The organism is Streptomyces sp. NPDC012794 (assembly GCF_042901085.1).
GTDB lineage: Bacteria > Actinomycetota > Actinomycetes > Streptomycetales > Streptomycetaceae > Streptomyces.
In genome coordinates this window covers 397,438-412,324 of sequence record NZ_JBIBCI010000004.1, presented here as the reverse complement: position 1 = coordinate 412,324, position 14,887 = coordinate 397,438, and the positions used below count along the sequence as shown (strand labels likewise).

The window sequence follows — 14,887 nt, the reverse complement described above, 5'->3', positions numbered from 1 at the left end:
GGACGAGGAGTCAACGGGCATGAAGGCATACGTCGTGGGCGTCGGCATGACGAAGTTCGAGAAGCCGGAGTCACGGGACCGGCAGTACTGGGACATGGCCGAGGAGGCCGGCGGCGCGGCGCTCGCGGACGCCGGCGTGGACTACGGGCTGGTCGAGCAAGTGCCGGCCGGCTACTGCTTCCAGCCCTCCACCGCCGGGCAGCGGGCGGTGTACGGGCTGGGGCTGACGGGCGTCCCCGTCTACAACGTCAGCAACAACTGCGCGACGGGCTCCACCGCCCTGATGATGGCGCGGCAGTTCGTCCAGGGCGGCCTGGCCGACTGCGTGCTCGCCGTCGGCTTCGAGAAGATGAAGCGCGGGGCGCTGGGCGGCGGCGCCGACGGCGGTGACTTCGCCGCCTCGCCGGTGGCCCGCCACTACGGGATCATGGCGGCCGCGCACGGCTTCGAGATGTCCCCGCCCACCGCGCAGATCTTCGGGAACGCCGCCCGCGAGCACATGGAGCGGTACGGCACCACGCCCGCCCAGCTGGCGGCGGTCGGCGCCAAGAACCACCGGCACTCCGCGAACAACCCGAACGCGCAGTTCCAGGACGTGTACACGGTCGAGGAGGTCCTCGCGGCCAAGACCGTCCACGCCCCGCTGACCAAGCTCCAGTGTTCGCCCACCTCCGACGGGGCCGCGGCCGCCCTCGTCGTCTCGGAGCGGTTCGTCGTCGCTCACGGACTGCACCACAAGGCCGTCGAGATCGTCGCCCAGGCGATGACCACGGACACCGCCGAGAGCTTCGGCGGCTCCTGCATCGACGTCGTCGGCAAGCCCATGACGGCCGCCGCGGCCCGCCGGGTGTACGAGGCCTCCGGGCTCGGCATCGAGGACGTCGACGTCGTCGAACTGCACGACTGCTTCTCGGTCAACGAACTGCTGACGTACGAGGCGCTCGGCATGTGCGCCGACGGCGCCTCCGGCGAGCTCGTCGAGAGCGGTGCCACCACCTACGGCGGGCGGTGGGTGGTCAACCCCTCGGGCGGCCTGATCTCCAAGGGCCACCCGCTCGGGGCGACGGGGCTCGCGCAGGCCGCGGAACTGGTGTGGCAGCTGCGCGGCGAGGCGGGCGCCCGCCAGGTCCCCGGCGCCCGGGTCGGGCTGGCGCACAACATCGGGCTGGGCGGCGCGGCGGTGGTGACCCTGCTGCGCAGGTGACTCCCGCGGCCGGAGTGCCGTGCCGGAGTGCCGTGCCGAAGTGCCCCGCCGGACGACGGGGCCTACGCGGGCACGAGCCGCGGCATCAGGCGCAGCGCGTTCTCCCGGTTGATCGCGCGGCGCAGCGCGGGCGTCAGGGCCGGGTCCGCGGCCAGCGCGGGTACGGCGATGTCCGCGACCACGCCGGCGGGGCAGGCGGGCCAGTCGCTGCCGAAGAGGATCCGGGCCGGGTCCACGGTGGCCAGCAGGGTGCCGGCCGGGGACATCGGGCCGGCGGTGTCGTAGTAGAAGCGGTGCAGGTGGTCCCGGACCGCCGCGGGCTCCACCGGAGGGTCGAAGGAGCCCGCGAAGGCCTCCAGCCGGGTCGCGATGTGCGGGAGGAAGCCGCCGCCGTGCGGCAGGACCACCGACAGGTTCGGAAAGCGGTCGAGGGTCCGGTTGCGGATCATGTTGGCGGCGGCGCGGGTGGTGTCGAGGAGGAAGTCGCACAGGAAGTTCGGCAGCCCCGGCACGGTGGCCCCGGGCGGCCCTCCGGCCCCCGGCCGCCCGGCCCCCGGCCGGACGCCCGCGCCGGGTCCGCCCGCGCCGGGCGGCGGGCCCGCCGGGACGGCCGGGAGGTTGTGCGGGTGGGTGTCCACCACGGCGGCGCGCTCGTCCAGCTCGGCGAAGATCCCGTCGTACGCGGGGTCCCCCAGGTACACCCCGCCGTAGTTGGCCGTGACGTTCACCCCCACCGCGCCCAGCTCGTCGAGCCCGTGGCGCAGCGCCCAGGAGGAGACCTCCAGGTCGTCCAGGAAGAGCGGGGTGTGGAAGAAGAACCGTCCCGGATGCGCCTCGGCGGCCTCCACCGCCGCCCGCAGCGTCACGGTGACGGCCTCCCGCAGCTGCGCGGAGCTCTCGTACCGGGCGGGCAGCATCGGCTTGAGCACGGCGGTGGCGATCCCGGCCCGGTCCATGAGCGCCAGCGCCGACTCCGCGTCCCAGCGGGCCCATGGCGGCAGCGCCCGCGGATCCACCAGCCCCCGCGCCTCACCCCACTCCCGCCAGGCCGGGGCGCAGAAGTGGTGGTGGACGTCGATCACCGCCCGGCTGCCGTCGTCGTCCTCCGGGGCCGCGGTGGCGGGCCCTGCTGCTCCACTGGCGGCGAAGCCGTCGGCGCCGTATTCCGGCATGGGCGCATTCCCTCTCTTCGGGCCGCGGAACGGGATCGCGGAACGGGGTCGCGGACGTGATCAGCGAACACCTTAGGGCGGGCCCGGGCCGCCGCCGCCCGGACATTCCCGAGGGGGTGCATTCGGCTCCGAACGGGTCAACGCGGTTTGGCCGTCATTCGGCCCAGGGAAAGGAGCCGACTGTCCATTCCGGGATACCCGAGAGGTATGAGCGCGTGACGACTGAACCGACGGTGGCAGTGGGGGACGGACCCGCGCTCGAAGACGCGGTGGCGGCGGTGACGAAGGGCACGCCGGAATACCGGCAGTGCCCCTATCCGGTCTACCGGTCGCTGCGGGAGAAGGCCCCGATCGCCCGGCTGACCCCCGGGCACGGGGTGCCCACGTACCTCATCACCCGGTACGAGGACGCCCACGCGATCTTCGCCGACCATCGCGTCGGCAAGGACATGCACGAGGCCATCGACACCTACCACGCCCTCTTCGGGGACGCGTGCGAGGCGCTCGACGACAACCTCCTCTTCGCGGACCCGCCCCGGCACACCCGGCTGCGCCACATCGCCAAGACGGCCTTCACCCCGCGCCACGTCAAGGACCTGCGCCCGCACATCCAGGAACTGGTCGACGGGCTGCTCGACCGGTGCCCGACGGACGAGCCCGTCGACCTGATGGCGGCCTTCGCGCTGCCGCTGCCCGTCATGGTCATCTGCGAGCTGCTCGGCATCGTCGGGGACGAGCGCGTCGAGGTCCTGCGGTGGTTCGCCCAGGTGACCCGCTCCCGGTTCAGCAGGGACCTGAAGCACGAACTGGTCGAGGCCGAGCACTGGCTGCGCGATTACTTCACGGACCTGATCCACCGCACCCGCGAGAATCCCACCGACGACTTCCTGAGCGTGCTGGCGGAGACCCCGCACGACGAGGAACCGCTGACGGACGACGAACTCGTCTCGATGATCTGGGTGCTGCTCTTCGCGGGCCACAAGACCACCACCCTCCAGATCGGCAACTGCGTCTACAGCCTGCTGACCAATCCGGAACAGCTGAAGGCCGTCCAGGAGAACCGGGAACTCCTGCCGCAGGCGATCGAGGAAATGGTCCGTTTCGAGGGCTCGGTGGAAACCTCCACCTTCCGGTACGCGCTGGAGGACGTGGAAATCGGCGGGACGGTCATTCCGCGGGGCGCCGTCATCCAGATCGCGATCGCCTCCGCGAACCGGGACCCGGAGAAGTTCCCCGAGCCCGACAGGCTCGACTTCACGCGCGAGGGGCTCCAGGGCAACCACCTCGGCTTCGGTTTCGGGGCGCACTACTGCCTGGGCGCGCCGCTGGCCCGTCTGGAGCTGGAGATCTGCCTGACGTCGCTGCTGGACCGCTTCCCCGACATGGTGCTGGCGATGCCGTCGGCGCACGGTGGCGACTGGCTGAAGGGGCCGTTCCCCGCTTTCCGGGGGCTGGAGCGGCTGCCCGTGGCGCTGGACCCCTCACGGACGGTCGACGACTGGACGAAGCCTGCGGGCTGAGCCCCGCCCCGGCGCGGCCGGAGGCCCTCCGCTGTCACCGGCGGAGGGCCTCCGCGCGTCCGCCGGCCGGTCAGCCGCTCTACGGGCCCGCCAGCGCCGGGTCCACCACCGTCTCGCCCGTGGAGGCGCGGCGCAGGCAGTCCGCCAGGTCCTCGACGGGGCCGTCCCGCAGGACCAGCCCCGCCGCGCCCGCCGTCAGGGCCGCCTCCAGCAGGCCGGGTCGGGCCGAGCCGGCGGTCAGCAGGACCCGGCACTCGGGATCGTCGGCGAGCAGCGCCGTCACCGCGGCGACCTCCTCCACCAGCGCCACCTGCGGCCGGGCGGTGGGGGAGTCCACCACCTCGATGTCCGGCTGGAGGCCGAGCAGCAACGCGAGGGCCGGGTCCGGCGGTTCCAGCAGGACGCGCAGCGAGCGCGCGGGCCGGTGCGTCAGGGGCATTTCGTCCACCGCCGAAGCGTAACGGCCTGCCCCCGGGCCGCAGCGCAACACGCTTTGCGACAGGCCGATCTGACGTGAAGTCAGCAGTCTTCCCAAGTGTCGGGGCGTGCGTTATACATGCCTTCGGCCCGGTGCTAGAACGCGTTCTAGAACGCGTCCCGGCGTGCGGCCCCGCACACGACCTCGGTGCGGCCGACGGTGCGGACGGCCGTGCCGGGGTCTTCCAAGGAACCGAAGGAGCAGCATCCTCATGCCGATCGATGCCGCCAGGGCCCTCGCCGCCGAACCCCGCCGGGGGGACATCGGCTGGGACCACAAGGACATCCAGCTCTACCACCTCGGCCTCGGAGCGGGAACGCCGCTGGGCGGCCAGAACCTGGCCACCGACCCCGACGAGCTGCGCTACACCCTGGAGTCCAGGCTCCACGTCCTGCCCAGCTTCGCGACCGTCGCCGGAGCCGGCATGGCCATGCTCGGCGGTCTCGCCGCCCCCGGCATCGAGGTCAACCTCGCCGACGTCCTGCACGGCGGCCAGTCCATCGAGCTGCACCGGCCCATCCCCCTCAAGGGCAGCGCCACCTCCTCCGCCAGGGTCGCCGCCCTCTACGACAAGGGGAAGGCGGCCGTGATCGTGCTGCGCACCGAGGTCGCGGACGCCGAGGGGCCGCTGTGGACCAGCGACGCGCAGATCTTCGTACGCGGCGAGGGCGGATTCGGCGGCGAACGCGGCCCGTCCGTCAGGGAGGAACTGCCCGCACGCGCCCCCGACCGCACCGAGGAGCGGGCCATCCGCGAGGAACAGGCGCTGCTCTACCGGCTCTCCGGGGACTGGAACCCCCTGCACGCCGACCCCGAGTTCGCCAAGCTGGCCGGCTTCGACAGGCCGATCCTGCACGGCCTGTGCTCGTACGGGATGACCCTCAAGGCCGTCGTCGACACCGCGCTCGGCGGGGACGTGTCCCGGGTCCGCGCCTACCGCACGCGCTTCGCCGGGATCGTCTTCCCGGGCGAGACGCTGCGCATCCGGATGTGGCAGGAGGAAGGCCGCGTACTGGTCTCGGTGACCGCCGTCGAACGGGACGACGCGCCGGTCCTCGCCGACACCGTCGTCGAACACTCGTAGCATCCACGGAAGGAGCCGCACCGTGCGCGCAGCACTGCAGAGCGAGACAGGCCAGGACAAGCTCGAGGTCGTCGACGACATGGAGGCCGTCGGCTTCGGCCCCGGCAAGGTCCGGATCCGCGTCAAGGCCACCGGCCTGTGCCACTCCGACCTCTCGGCGATGAGCGGCGTACTGCCGCAGCCCGCCCCCTTCATCCCCGGCCACGAGGGCTCCGGCGTGATCACGGACGTCGGCGACGGGGTCACCGGCCACGCGATCGGCGACCGCGTCCTCGTCTGCTGGCTGCCGCCGTGCGGCCACTGCCCCGCCTGCGGGCGCGGTCAGGGGCACCTGTGCCTGGAGGCCTTCGGGAACGTCGCCACCCCCAACTTCAAACGGGCGGCCAGTGACGTCTTCGGCTTCGCCGGGACCGGCACCTTCGCCGAGGAGATGGTCGTCCCGGCCGCCTGCGCCGTCCCGATCCCCGACGACCTGCCCTTCGACATCGCCGCGCTGATCGGCTGCGGCGTCACCACCGGACTCGGCGCGGCCATCAACACCGCCCGGGTGGAGGCCGGTTCCTCGGTCGCCGTCATCGGCTGCGGCGGCGTCGGGATATCCGTCGTCCAGGGCGCCAAGGTCCAGGGCGCGGCGCAGATCCTCGCCGTCGACCCGGTCACCTCCCGGCGCGAGGCGGCGCTGCGGTTCGGCGCGACCGAGGCCGTCTCCCCGGAGGAGTTCGCCGACGCCAGGAACCGGATCACGGCCGGCGAGGGCTTCGACTACGTCTTCGAGGTCGTCGGCAAGTCCGCGACCGCGCGGACGGCGTACGAGATGACGCGGCGCGGCGGCTCGGTCGTCGTGGTCGGCGCGGGCGCCCTCGACGACGACTTCCAGATCAACATGTTCTCCCTGTTCTTCGACGAGAAGAAGATCCTCCCGTCGATGTACGGGGGTGGCGACGTGCTCCGCTCGTACGAGCGCACCATCGCGCTGTGGCGGGCCGGCCGGATCGACCTGGAGAACCTGATCACCCACCGGGTGACCCTGGCCGAGATCAACGACGCCCTCGACCAGATGCGCACCGGCGTCGCCCTGCGCACCTGCATCGAACTCTGAGACCGCTGCCCACGAGCCGGTGGTCGACGACCACTGCCGACGACCGGTGCTCCACGACCGCTGCTCCACGACCGCTGAGAGGAACGCCACGGATGTCACTCCCACTTGAGGGGCTCTCCGCCATCGTCACCGGCGCGGGCCGCGGGCTCGGCCGGGCCGAGGCGCTCGAACTCGCCCGGCTCGGCGCGAGCGTCGTCGTCAACGACTACGGGCAGAGCGGCCGCGACGGCTCGGGAGAGGCCTCCGCCGCCCCGGCGGAGGAGGTGGCCGGGGAGATCCGCGCGGCGGGCGGGCAGGCGGTCGCGCACCTCGGTGACGTGGCCGACTTCGAGCAGGCCCGGGAGCTGGTCGCCCTGGCGGTCTCCCGCTTCGGCAAGCTCGACGTCCTCGTCAACAACGCGGGCATCCTGCGGGACCGGATGGTCTTCTCGATGACGGAGGACGAGTGGGACTCGGTGATCCGGGTCCACCTCAAAGGCCACTTCAACACCACCCACTTCGCCGCCGCGCACTGGCGCGAACGTTCCAAGGCGGCGGGCGGCCCCGTGTACGGGCGGATCGTCAACACCTCCTCGGAGGCCTTCCTCGGCGGCTCGGCCGGCCAGCCCAATTACGCCGCCGCCAAGGGCGGGATCGTCGGCCTGACCACCTCGACCGCCCTGGCCCTGGCCAAGTACGGGGTGACGGCCAACGCCATCTGCCCGCGCGCCCGCACCCGGATGACCGAGGACGTCTTCGCCGGCTTCCAGGTCCCCGAGGACGGCGGGCTCGACGCCCTCGCCCCCGAGCACGTCTCCCCGCTGGTCGGCTACCTGGCCTCACCGGCCTCCGCCAAGGCCAACGGGCAGCTCTTCGTGGTGCACGGCGGGATCGTCGCCGTGATGGAACGCCCCCGGGTCGCCGCCAAGTTCGACACGGCCAAGGAGGCCTTCACCTTCGAGGAACTCGACGGGCTCCTCACCCCGCACTACGAATCCCGCCCGCCGAACGAGACCTTCGCGGCGACCGAGGTCCTGGGCCTCAAGCACGGCTAGCGCCGTGCCGGCGGCCCGGGGAGGGCTCCCCGGGCCGCCGGACCCGTACTCAGGACAGGAACGCGAGCGCCGCCCGCAGGTCGGCCGGCCCGCGGTAGTGCACTCCGGTCATCCCGAACGCGACGGCCGCCTCGACGTTCTCCGGCCGGTCGTCCACGAACAGGCACCGCCCGGGCGCGACGCCCGCCCGGGCGGCGGCGATCGCGTAGATCTCCCGGTCCGGTTTGGCCACCCCCTCCACCGCGCTGCTGACGACGTGGTCCGCGAGGTCCGCGATTCCCATCACCGCCAGGTCCTCCTCCAGGTCCAGGGAGGCGTTGGTCACGAGCACCAGCGGCAGCCCGCCCGCCCGCGCACCGCGCAGTACGGAGACCACCGCCGCGTCGGCCGTGAAGGGGGACCGGACCATCGCCCCGGCCAGCTCCCGAGCGCCCTCATCCGGTATCCGGCCGGAGCGGGCGAGGGCGTCGGCGATGGACTCCCGCCACTCGTCCCGGGTGATCCGGCCCAGCAGCAGCGGGCCGTCCAGCTCCGGGGAGAAGGCCACCGCGGCCGTGGTGCCCTCCGGCAGCCCGGCCAGGCGTTCCAGTTCCGCCAGGCGGGTCGGGTCGTAGAAGCGGATGACGTTGTCGAGGTCGCACAGGAGCGCGTCGAAGGGCCTGCCGGCAGCGGGGGCCGTGGAGTTCGCCATGCCCCACCCCTGTCACGGTGCCCCGCGCGCCCCGTCAGCGCAGCGGCGCCTGCTGGAGCGGTACCGGCCGGGCGGGGGGCGGCGGGGGCGGGTCCACGCGGACGGGCGGGGGCGGGGCGGGCGGCTGGCTCAGGCTGACGACCCCGCAGGGCACGGCGGGGGTGGAGTACGGCAGGCACAGCCGCCCCTCCGGGGTCCACAGCCCGCTCCCGAGCCAGCCCTCCGGGGCGCCGAGCCGGAAGACGTGCCGGTCGGCGGGCCGCCACAGCGCGAGACCGCCTCCGCCCACCCGGAGCGCCACCCCGCAGGTCTCCGGCATCAGGACCTGACCCGGCTGCACCGCGAAGGGGTGGGCGTCCTCCAGCCGCAGGCACTCCGGGAATCGGACCGGGCGCTCGCTGCCCAGCACCCCCCAGCCCAGCCGCGGCTCACCCGGGGCGTCCGAGCGGATCAGCAGCAGCCCGCTGTCCGGGGCGGCCAGCAGCAGCCGGTCGTCGCTGTCCTCGGTGATCTGGAGCAGCGGGCTGACCACCCCGCCCCGGCCCAGGTCCACGGCGACGGCCTTGGTGCGGCCGTCCACCTCGCGGTCCAGGGCCAGGAGACGGCCCGTGCGGTCCAGCCAGACCCCGCCGGAGCAGCGGCCCGGCACCACCGCGGCCCGCCGGGGCCCGCCGGAGGCCCCGGCCACCTGCCAGACGGTGCTCTCCTCGGCCCCCACCGCCAGGGCGTAGGCCCCGCACCCGTCGGGCGACGGCGGCAGCAGGCGGACCCGTACCCCCTCGTCGGCGGCGACCGAGCCCAGCCGGGCCTCCCCGGTGCGCGGGCCGGCCGGGGCGCCGGAGGGGTACAGCAGGGAGAACGCGTGCCGGTCGGCGACGCGGCGGTGGATCAGCACCTGCCCGTCGGCCAGCGCGAGCACCTCGCTGTCCGCCTCCTCCGGCTGCGCCAGGGGCAGCGGTACGGCGTAGGGCTCGGGGCCGCCCAGCGTCCAGCGCTCCGGGTAGCGCGCCTCTCCCTCGCCGGCCAGCCGGGCCGCGTACGCCCCGTCGGCGGCGATCGCGAGGGCGCGGGCCGCCGCGGCCGGGGCCGTGACCCCGGGGGCCGCCGGAACCGCGCCCGGCTCCGGGCCCGTGACCTCAGGGTCCGGGGACGTGCTGGTCTTCGTGATCTCGGTGGCACAGACAGTCATCCGGGCCGTCACCTCCGCAGAGGAAGCTAGTTTTCGCACTCCCAGCCGAACAGCGCGACCCAGCGCGCTTCACACGTACGGGTGGCCCCCCGCCGATTCGCCGGTGACGGACGAGGCGGTTGTGCTGCCCACCCGGCCAGGGGACCACCGGTCGCCACGGACGGTAGCCTTGGCCCGTGCCCCGTCTCTCTGAAGTCATCGCCGCGCTGGACGCTCTCTGGCCCCCCTCGCGGGCCGAGGAGTGGGACGCCGTCGGCACCGTCTGCGGCGACCCCGATGCCGAGGTCACCCGGGTGCTCTTCGCCGTGGACCCCGTACAGGAGATCGTCGACGAGGCGGTGAAGCTCGGCGCCGACCTGGTCGTCACGCACCACCCCCTCTACCTGCGCGGCACCACCACCGTCGCCGCGGACACCTTCAAGGGCCGCGTCGTGCACACGCTGATCAGGAACGGCATCGCCCTGCACGTGGCCCACACCAACGCCGACACCGCCGCCCCGGGGGTCTCCGACGCCCTCGCCGGCGCCCTCGACCTGCGCGTCACCGGCCCGCTCGTGCCCGACCCCACCGACCCGGCGGGCCGCCGGGGACTGGGCCGGATCTGCGAGCTGGACCACCCCGAGACCCTGCGCGAGTTCGCCGCCCGCGCCGCCGCCCGGCTGCCGCGCACCGCGCAGGGCATCCGCGCGGCCGGTGACCCGGACGCGCCGATCCGCACCGTCGCCGTCAGCGGCGGCTCCGGCGACAGCCTCTTCGCGCAGGTCCGCGCCGCCGGTGTGGATGCCTTCCTCACCGCCGACCTGCGCCACCACCCGGTGTCCGAGGCGCGCGAGCAGAGCCCGCTCGCCCTCGTCGACGCGGCGCACTGGGCCACCGAGTGGCCCTGGTGCGAGCAGGCCGCCGCCGAGCTCGACGCGATCTCCGAGCGCCACGGCTGGGGTCTGCGGACCCACGTCTCGCGCACGGTCACCGACCCCTGGACGGCGCACGCGCCGTCCGTCACACCCCCTTCTAGTGCCTCTGGAGCCCCCAACTGAACGCCGAGCCCGCCGACCAGATCCGACTTCTCGACGTCCAGGCCCTGGACGTCCGGCTGTCTCAGCTCGCCCACAAGCGCAAGTCGCTGCCCGAGCACGCCGAGGTCGACTCCCTGACCAAGGAACTCAGCCAGCAGCGCGACCTCCTCGTCGCCGCCCAGACGCAGGCCAGTGACGCCGCCCGCGAGCAGACCAAGGCCGAGCAGGACGTCGACCAGGTCCGCCAGCGCGCGGCCCGGGACCAGCAGCGCCTGGATTCCGGCGCGGGCATCTCGGCCAGGGACCTGGCGAACCTGCAGAGCGAGGTCGCCTCGCTCGCCAAGCGGCAGGCCGACCTGGAGGACGTGGTCCTGGAGGTCATGGAGCGGCTGGAGGGCGCGCAGGAGCGGGTCACCGCGATCACCGAGCGCGTTTCCTCGCTGGAGGCCAAGCTGGCGGACGCCACCGCGCGCCGCGACGCCGCCACCGGCGAGCTCGACACCGAGGCCGCGAAGATCGCCAAGGACCGTGAGGTCATCGTCGCCTCCATGCCGTCCGACCTGATGGCGCTGTACGAGAAGATCCGCGTCAAGCAGGGCGGGGTCGGCGCCGCGCGCCTGTACCAGCGCCGTTGCGAGGGCTGCCGGCTGGAGCTCGACATGGCGGAGATCAACGAGATCAAGGCCGCGGCCCGCGACCAGGTCGTCCGGCACGAGAACTGCGGCCGCATCCTGGTCCGTGCGGCGGACTCGGGCATCTGATGCCGCGTTTCGTCGTGGAGGCGGACGGCGGCTCCCGGGGCAACCCGGGTCCCGCCGGCTACGGGGCGGTCGTCCTCGACCCGGTCACGGGGGAGACCCTGGCCGAGCGCGCCGAGTTCATCGGTGTCGCCACGAACAACGTCGCCGAGTACAAGGGCCTGATCGCGGGCCTGAAGGCGGCGCGCGAGCTGGCGCCGGACGCGGTGGTGCGGGTCCGGATGGACTCCAAGCTGGTCGTGGAGCAGATGTCGGGCCGCTGGAAGATCAAGCACCCCGACATGAAGCCGCTCGCGGCGGAGGCGGCGAAGATCCTTCCGCGCGGGCAGGTCACGTACGAGTGGATCCCGCGCGAGAAGAACAAGCACGCCGACCGGCTCGCCAACGAGGCGATGGACGCGGGCAAGCGCGGCAAGCAGTGGGAGCCGTCGGCCTCCACGGCCGACCTCGCCGCCGCCCCGGCTCCGGCCGGACCCCCGGGCGACGCGGCGAAGGGCGCCGCGGCGGTCCGCGCGGCCCTCGCCTCCGGCGCCGGTACGGGCACCCGCGCGGCCGCCGTCGCCGGTACGGGCACCCTCGCGCCCGACTCCGACGTACGGGCCGCCCGCAGCGCGGCCGCCTCCGGGGCGGGCACGCTCTTCGGTGATGCCGAGGGCGCCGCGGGGGCCGTGACCACGGCCCCGGCCCCGGTCGGCATCCCCGCACCCGGCTCCGGCACGGCGGCGGACGCGACCCCGGCGGCGTCCGGCGCCCCCCGCGCCACCGGCACCGGCTGGGGCGGACCCGACATGGGGACCCCCGCCACCTTCGTGCTGCTGCGTCACGGCGAGACCGCCCTGACCCCGCAGAAGCGCTTCTCCGGCAGCGGCGGCACCGACCCGGAGCTGTCCCCGGCCGGCCGCCGCCAGGCCGCCGCCGTCGCCGAGGCGCTGGCCGCGCGGGGCACCGTACAGGCCGTCGTCAGTTCCCCGCTGCGCCGCTGCAGGGAGACCGCGCAGGCCGTGGCCGACCGGCTCGGGCTGCCGGTCACGGTCGAAGAGGGCCTGCGCGAGACGGACTTCGGCGCCTGGGAGGGCCTGACCTTCGCCGAGGTGCGGGAGCGCTTCCCGGACGACCTCCAGGCGTGGCTGGACTCCCCGAGGGCGGCGCCGACGGGCGGCGGCGAGAGCTTCACCGCCGTCACCCGCCGGGTCTCCGCGGCGCGTGACCGGCTGCTGGCCGCGCACGCGGGCCGCACGGTGCTGCTGGTCACGCACGTGACGCCGGTCAAGACGCTGGTCCGGCTCGCCCTGGGCGCACCGCCGGAGTCCCTGTTCCGGATGGAGCTCTCCGCGGCGTCCCTGTCGGCGGTGGCCTACTACGCCGACGGCAACGCCTCGGTCCGCCTCCTGAACGACACTTCGCACCTGCGCTGATCACCGCGAGCACGCGAAGGCCCCCGCCCGCCCGGCGGGGGCCTTCGCGCGTGGCGGCCGCGGCGGTTCCCCCGCCGTCTCATTCCCGGGAATGCCGGTGGTACATCCCTACCTTCTGTTTATGCTGAGCGCCGCTCATGTCGCGGGCCCCTGGCGCCCCTTCCGTGGAAGTTCCGCATCCGGCACTGAGCCCGACAGCAACCGCCCAGTGCAGGAGTTGCCATGACCACCCCTTACCCCGGCCAGCAGCCGCCCCCGCCCTACGGCTACCCGATGCCGCCGCAGCCTCCGCAGAAGAGCAACGCCGGCAAGATCATCGCCATCGGCTGCGGCGGCCTGCTCGTGCTGTCGCTCGTCCTCTTCGGCTGCGGCGCGCTGGTCCTCAGTGGCAGCGCCGGCTCCAAGGGCGGCACGGCGGACGCCAAAACCCCGGCCTTCCCGGCGCCAGCGGCCCCCACGGCCCCCTCCGGGGCTCCCGCGCAGCCCGAGGCGCCGGCCCCGGCGCCCGACAAGAACGCGGACGTGGTGGTGACCGCCGCGCCGACGGAGTACAAGGCCGGCATCCTCGCCCAGGGCGGTGACCACACCTCGGTCCAGGTCACTGTCGTCAACAACAACGCCGAGGAAGTCGACGTCAACGTCTTCTACTTCGAGGTGACGACCGAGGACGGGACCCGCAAGCAGATCGAACTCGCGGCGGCCGAGGACCAGATCGACACCGTCAAGCTGGCCAAGGGCGAGAAGGTCTCCGGGACGATCACGGTCAAGGGGAAGGTCACGGCGAAGACGGTCCACTTCCGGAACGGCCTGCTCGGGAAGACGTACAGCGCCCCGGTGAAGTAGCGGGTGTGCCCGCTCCGCCCGCGCCGCTCCGGCGCGGGCACACGCGGCGTACCGATCTAGATGCGCGAGTTGCGCAGCGACTGCCACGCGGCGCCGGCCAGCGCCCTCGCCGCCCGCGGGACCGACAGGTGCTCGTGCTCGCGGTACAGGGCCCAGTTGTACTGCACGAGCGACAGCTTGTTGGAGGACAGCGACCCGGCCTGGTGGGCCCGGTACACCGCGAGCGGCTCGGTCAGGCCCCGCGCCTCGGCGCCGTCCCGCATGATCGACAGCCAGAGGGCGTAGTCCTGGCGCTTGCGCATCTCCGGCATCAGCCTCGTGCCCAGGACCTTGCGGTCGTACATGGCGGTGAGGGCACCGATGTGGTCCCGGACCAGCATCGCGCGGTAGTCCACGTGCTCCCGGGCACGGACCACCCGCCCGTTCGGGACCCAGTCGGTGCTCTCGCCGGCGTGGTCGGCGTCCATCTTGAAGTAGGAGGTGAACGTCAGGGGCGCATCGCCTTCCGCGGCGAAGGCGAGCTGCTTCTCGGTCTTCTCAGGAAGCCACATGTCGTCGCTGTCGAGAAAGGCGACGTAGTCCCCGCGGGCCCGTTCGATCGCGAGATTGCGGGCCCGGCCGGCACCGCCCTGTGAGGGTGCCGACTCCGGCAGGACGCGCTCGTCCTGCTCGGCGAACTCGCGGAGCAGGTCCATGGAGCCGTCGGAGGACCGGTCGTCGGTGACCAGCAGCTCCACGTCGACGTGGGTCTGTGTGAGCACCGATCGGACGGCTGCGCCGAGGGTGGCGGCCGAGTTGTAGACGGGCATCACGACAGACACCAGGGGCACAGCGCTTCTCCTTGCCGGACCGGGAACGACGGTCCATTCAAGCACCGCGACGGAGGAGGAGCCTCCGCGGGTCGCCCGCCTCGTGCGGGGAGGGGGAACGGCAGACGAGCCGGCCTGTACGCCGGGTTCTGTCACCCGGTGACCTCGCGGTCGCCGGGGAGACGGCCATCCATCTAGGACCGGCGTTGCCGCCGGCCTCGTGCGGTCTACCCGCGAACATCGGGCGGGCAGCCCTCAAGCGTTCGCGCAGACCCGTCCGGGGACGGATCCTCTTGACCTTGCTCCAGGTGGGGTTTACCTAGCCGCCTGAGTCACCTCAGGCGCTGGTGGTCTCTTACACCACCGTTTCACCCTTACCGGGGACCGAAGCCCCCGGCGGTCTGTTTTCTGTGGCACTGTCCCGCGGGTCACCCCGGGTGGGCGTTACCCACCACCCTGCCCTGTGGAGCCCGGACGTTCCTCGGCGGGATCCGGGGATCCCGACGCGGCCGCCCGGCCGACTCGTCTGTCGTGCCGACCATGCTACCGGCTGTCCGTGGCGGCTTGACCTTGAC

Annotated in this window: 14 protein-coding genes and 1 other RNA gene; 9 read left to right on the top strand and 6 right to left on the bottom strand. The window is 73.5% G+C overall.

Translation table 11 applies throughout. The features are described from left to right. Nucleotides 1-19: 19 nt before the first annotated feature. On the top strand, nucleotides 20-1,204 hold the full coding sequence (locus ACFY7H_RS10495; protein WP_388935995.1) for a beta-ketoacyl synthase N-terminal-like domain-containing protein: 1,185 nt from the start codon (nucleotides 20-22) through the stop codon (nucleotides 1,202-1,204). Between the two features lie 62 nt (nucleotides 1,205-1,266). On the opposite strand, the gene ACFY7H_RS10490 is transcribed toward ACFY7H_RS10495, so the two are convergent. Then, a complete protein-coding gene (locus tag ACFY7H_RS10490) occupies nucleotides 1,267-2,376 on the bottom strand; it encodes an amidohydrolase family protein (RefSeq protein WP_388935992.1) in 1,110 nt (369 codons plus the stop codon). Nucleotides 2,377-2,591: 215 nt separating this feature from the next. On the opposite strand from ACFY7H_RS10490, the gene ACFY7H_RS10485 reads away from it, so the two are divergent. After that, on the top strand, nucleotides 2,592-3,896 hold the full coding sequence (locus tag ACFY7H_RS10485; RefSeq protein ID WP_388935990.1) for a cytochrome P450: 1,305 nt from the start codon (nucleotides 2,592-2,594) through the stop codon (nucleotides 3,894-3,896). A gap of 79 nt (nucleotides 3,897-3,975) precedes the next feature. On the opposite strand, the gene ACFY7H_RS10480 is transcribed toward ACFY7H_RS10485, so the two are convergent. Continuing rightward, complete coding sequence (locus tag ACFY7H_RS10480) at nucleotides 3,976-4,335, bottom strand: DNA-binding response regulator (protein ID WP_388936235.1); 360 nt, start codon at nucleotides 4,333-4,335, stop codon at nucleotides 3,976-3,978. 250 nt (nucleotides 4,336-4,585) lie between these two features. Between ACFY7H_RS10480 and ACFY7H_RS10475 the strand changes: the two genes are divergently transcribed. From ACFY7H_RS10475 to ACFY7H_RS10465, 3 genes are all read left to right on the top strand, one after another. Then, nucleotides 4,586-5,458: a MaoC/PaaZ C-terminal domain-containing protein gene (locus ACFY7H_RS10475; protein WP_388935987.1), complete on the top strand. Its 873-nt coding sequence runs from the start codon at nucleotides 4,586-4,588 to the stop codon at nucleotides 5,456-5,458. Nucleotides 5,459-5,480: 22 nt separating this feature from the next. After that, nucleotides 5,481-6,557, top strand: a complete 1,077-nt coding sequence (locus ACFY7H_RS10470) for a Zn-dependent alcohol dehydrogenase (RefSeq protein WP_388935985.1) — start codon at nucleotides 5,481-5,483, stop codon at nucleotides 6,555-6,557. Nucleotides 6,558-6,649: 92 nt separating this feature from the next. Next, nucleotides 6,650-7,591, top strand: coding sequence for a 3-oxoacyl-ACP reductase (locus ACFY7H_RS10465; protein WP_388935982.1), 942 nt, complete (start codon nucleotides 6,650-6,652; stop codon nucleotides 7,589-7,591). 49 nt (nucleotides 7,592-7,640) lie between these two features. On the opposite strand, the gene ACFY7H_RS10460 is transcribed toward ACFY7H_RS10465, so the two are convergent. Both ACFY7H_RS10460 and ACFY7H_RS10455 read right to left on the bottom strand, forming a co-directional pair. Further along, nucleotides 7,641-8,282 (bottom strand): HAD-IA family hydrolase, encoded by a 642-nt coding sequence (locus tag ACFY7H_RS10460; RefSeq protein ID WP_388935979.1) that lies wholly within the window; start codon nucleotides 8,280-8,282, stop codon nucleotides 7,641-7,643. 34 nt (nucleotides 8,283-8,316) lie between these two features. Then, nucleotides 8,317-9,471 (bottom strand): hypothetical protein, encoded by a 1,155-nt coding sequence (locus ACFY7H_RS10455; protein WP_388935976.1) that lies wholly within the window; start codon nucleotides 9,469-9,471, stop codon nucleotides 8,317-8,319. Nucleotides 9,472-9,647: 176 nt separating this feature from the next. Between ACFY7H_RS10455 and ACFY7H_RS10450 the strand changes: the two genes are divergently transcribed. The 4 genes from ACFY7H_RS10450 to ACFY7H_RS10435 all read left to right on the top strand — a co-directional run bounded on the left by ACFY7H_RS10450 (nucleotide 9,648) and on the right by ACFY7H_RS10435 (nucleotide 13,503). Then, complete coding sequence (locus ACFY7H_RS10450; RefSeq protein WP_388935974.1) at nucleotides 9,648-10,508, top strand: Nif3-like dinuclear metal center hexameric protein; 861 nt, start codon at nucleotides 9,648-9,650, stop codon at nucleotides 10,506-10,508. Further along, nucleotides 10,505-11,248, top strand: a complete 744-nt coding sequence (locus ACFY7H_RS10445) for a zinc ribbon domain-containing protein (protein WP_388936232.1) — start codon at nucleotides 10,505-10,507, stop codon at nucleotides 11,246-11,248. Before ACFY7H_RS10450 ends, ACFY7H_RS10445 begins: the two co-directional genes overlap by 4 nt. Beyond that, the gene (locus ACFY7H_RS10440) at nucleotides 11,248-12,660 is read left to right on the top strand and encodes a bifunctional RNase H/acid phosphatase (RefSeq protein ID WP_388935971.1); all 1,413 of its coding nucleotides are present in this window, start codon (nucleotides 11,248-11,250) and stop codon (nucleotides 12,658-12,660) included. The genes ACFY7H_RS10445 and ACFY7H_RS10440 overlap by 1 nt, the downstream gene beginning before the upstream one ends. A 222-nt stretch (nucleotides 12,661-12,882) precedes the next feature. Continuing rightward, on the top strand, nucleotides 12,883-13,503 hold the full coding sequence (locus tag ACFY7H_RS10435; RefSeq protein WP_388935968.1) for a DUF4352 domain-containing protein: 621 nt from the start codon (nucleotides 12,883-12,885) through the stop codon (nucleotides 13,501-13,503). Between the two features lie 56 nt (nucleotides 13,504-13,559). Here the strand turns inward: ACFY7H_RS10435 and ACFY7H_RS10430 are convergent, their stop codons facing one another. Both ACFY7H_RS10430 and rnpB read right to left on the bottom strand, forming a co-directional pair. After that, nucleotides 13,560-14,333, bottom strand: coding sequence for a glycosyltransferase family 2 protein (locus ACFY7H_RS10430; RefSeq protein ID WP_388935966.1), 774 nt, complete (start codon nucleotides 14,331-14,333; stop codon nucleotides 13,560-13,562). A gap of 101 nt (nucleotides 14,334-14,434) precedes the next feature. Continuing rightward, an RNA gene (rnpB, locus tag ACFY7H_RS10425) (RNase P RNA component class A) lies at nucleotides 14,435-14,837 on the bottom strand. Between the last annotated feature and the right edge of the window lie 50 nt (nucleotides 14,838-14,887).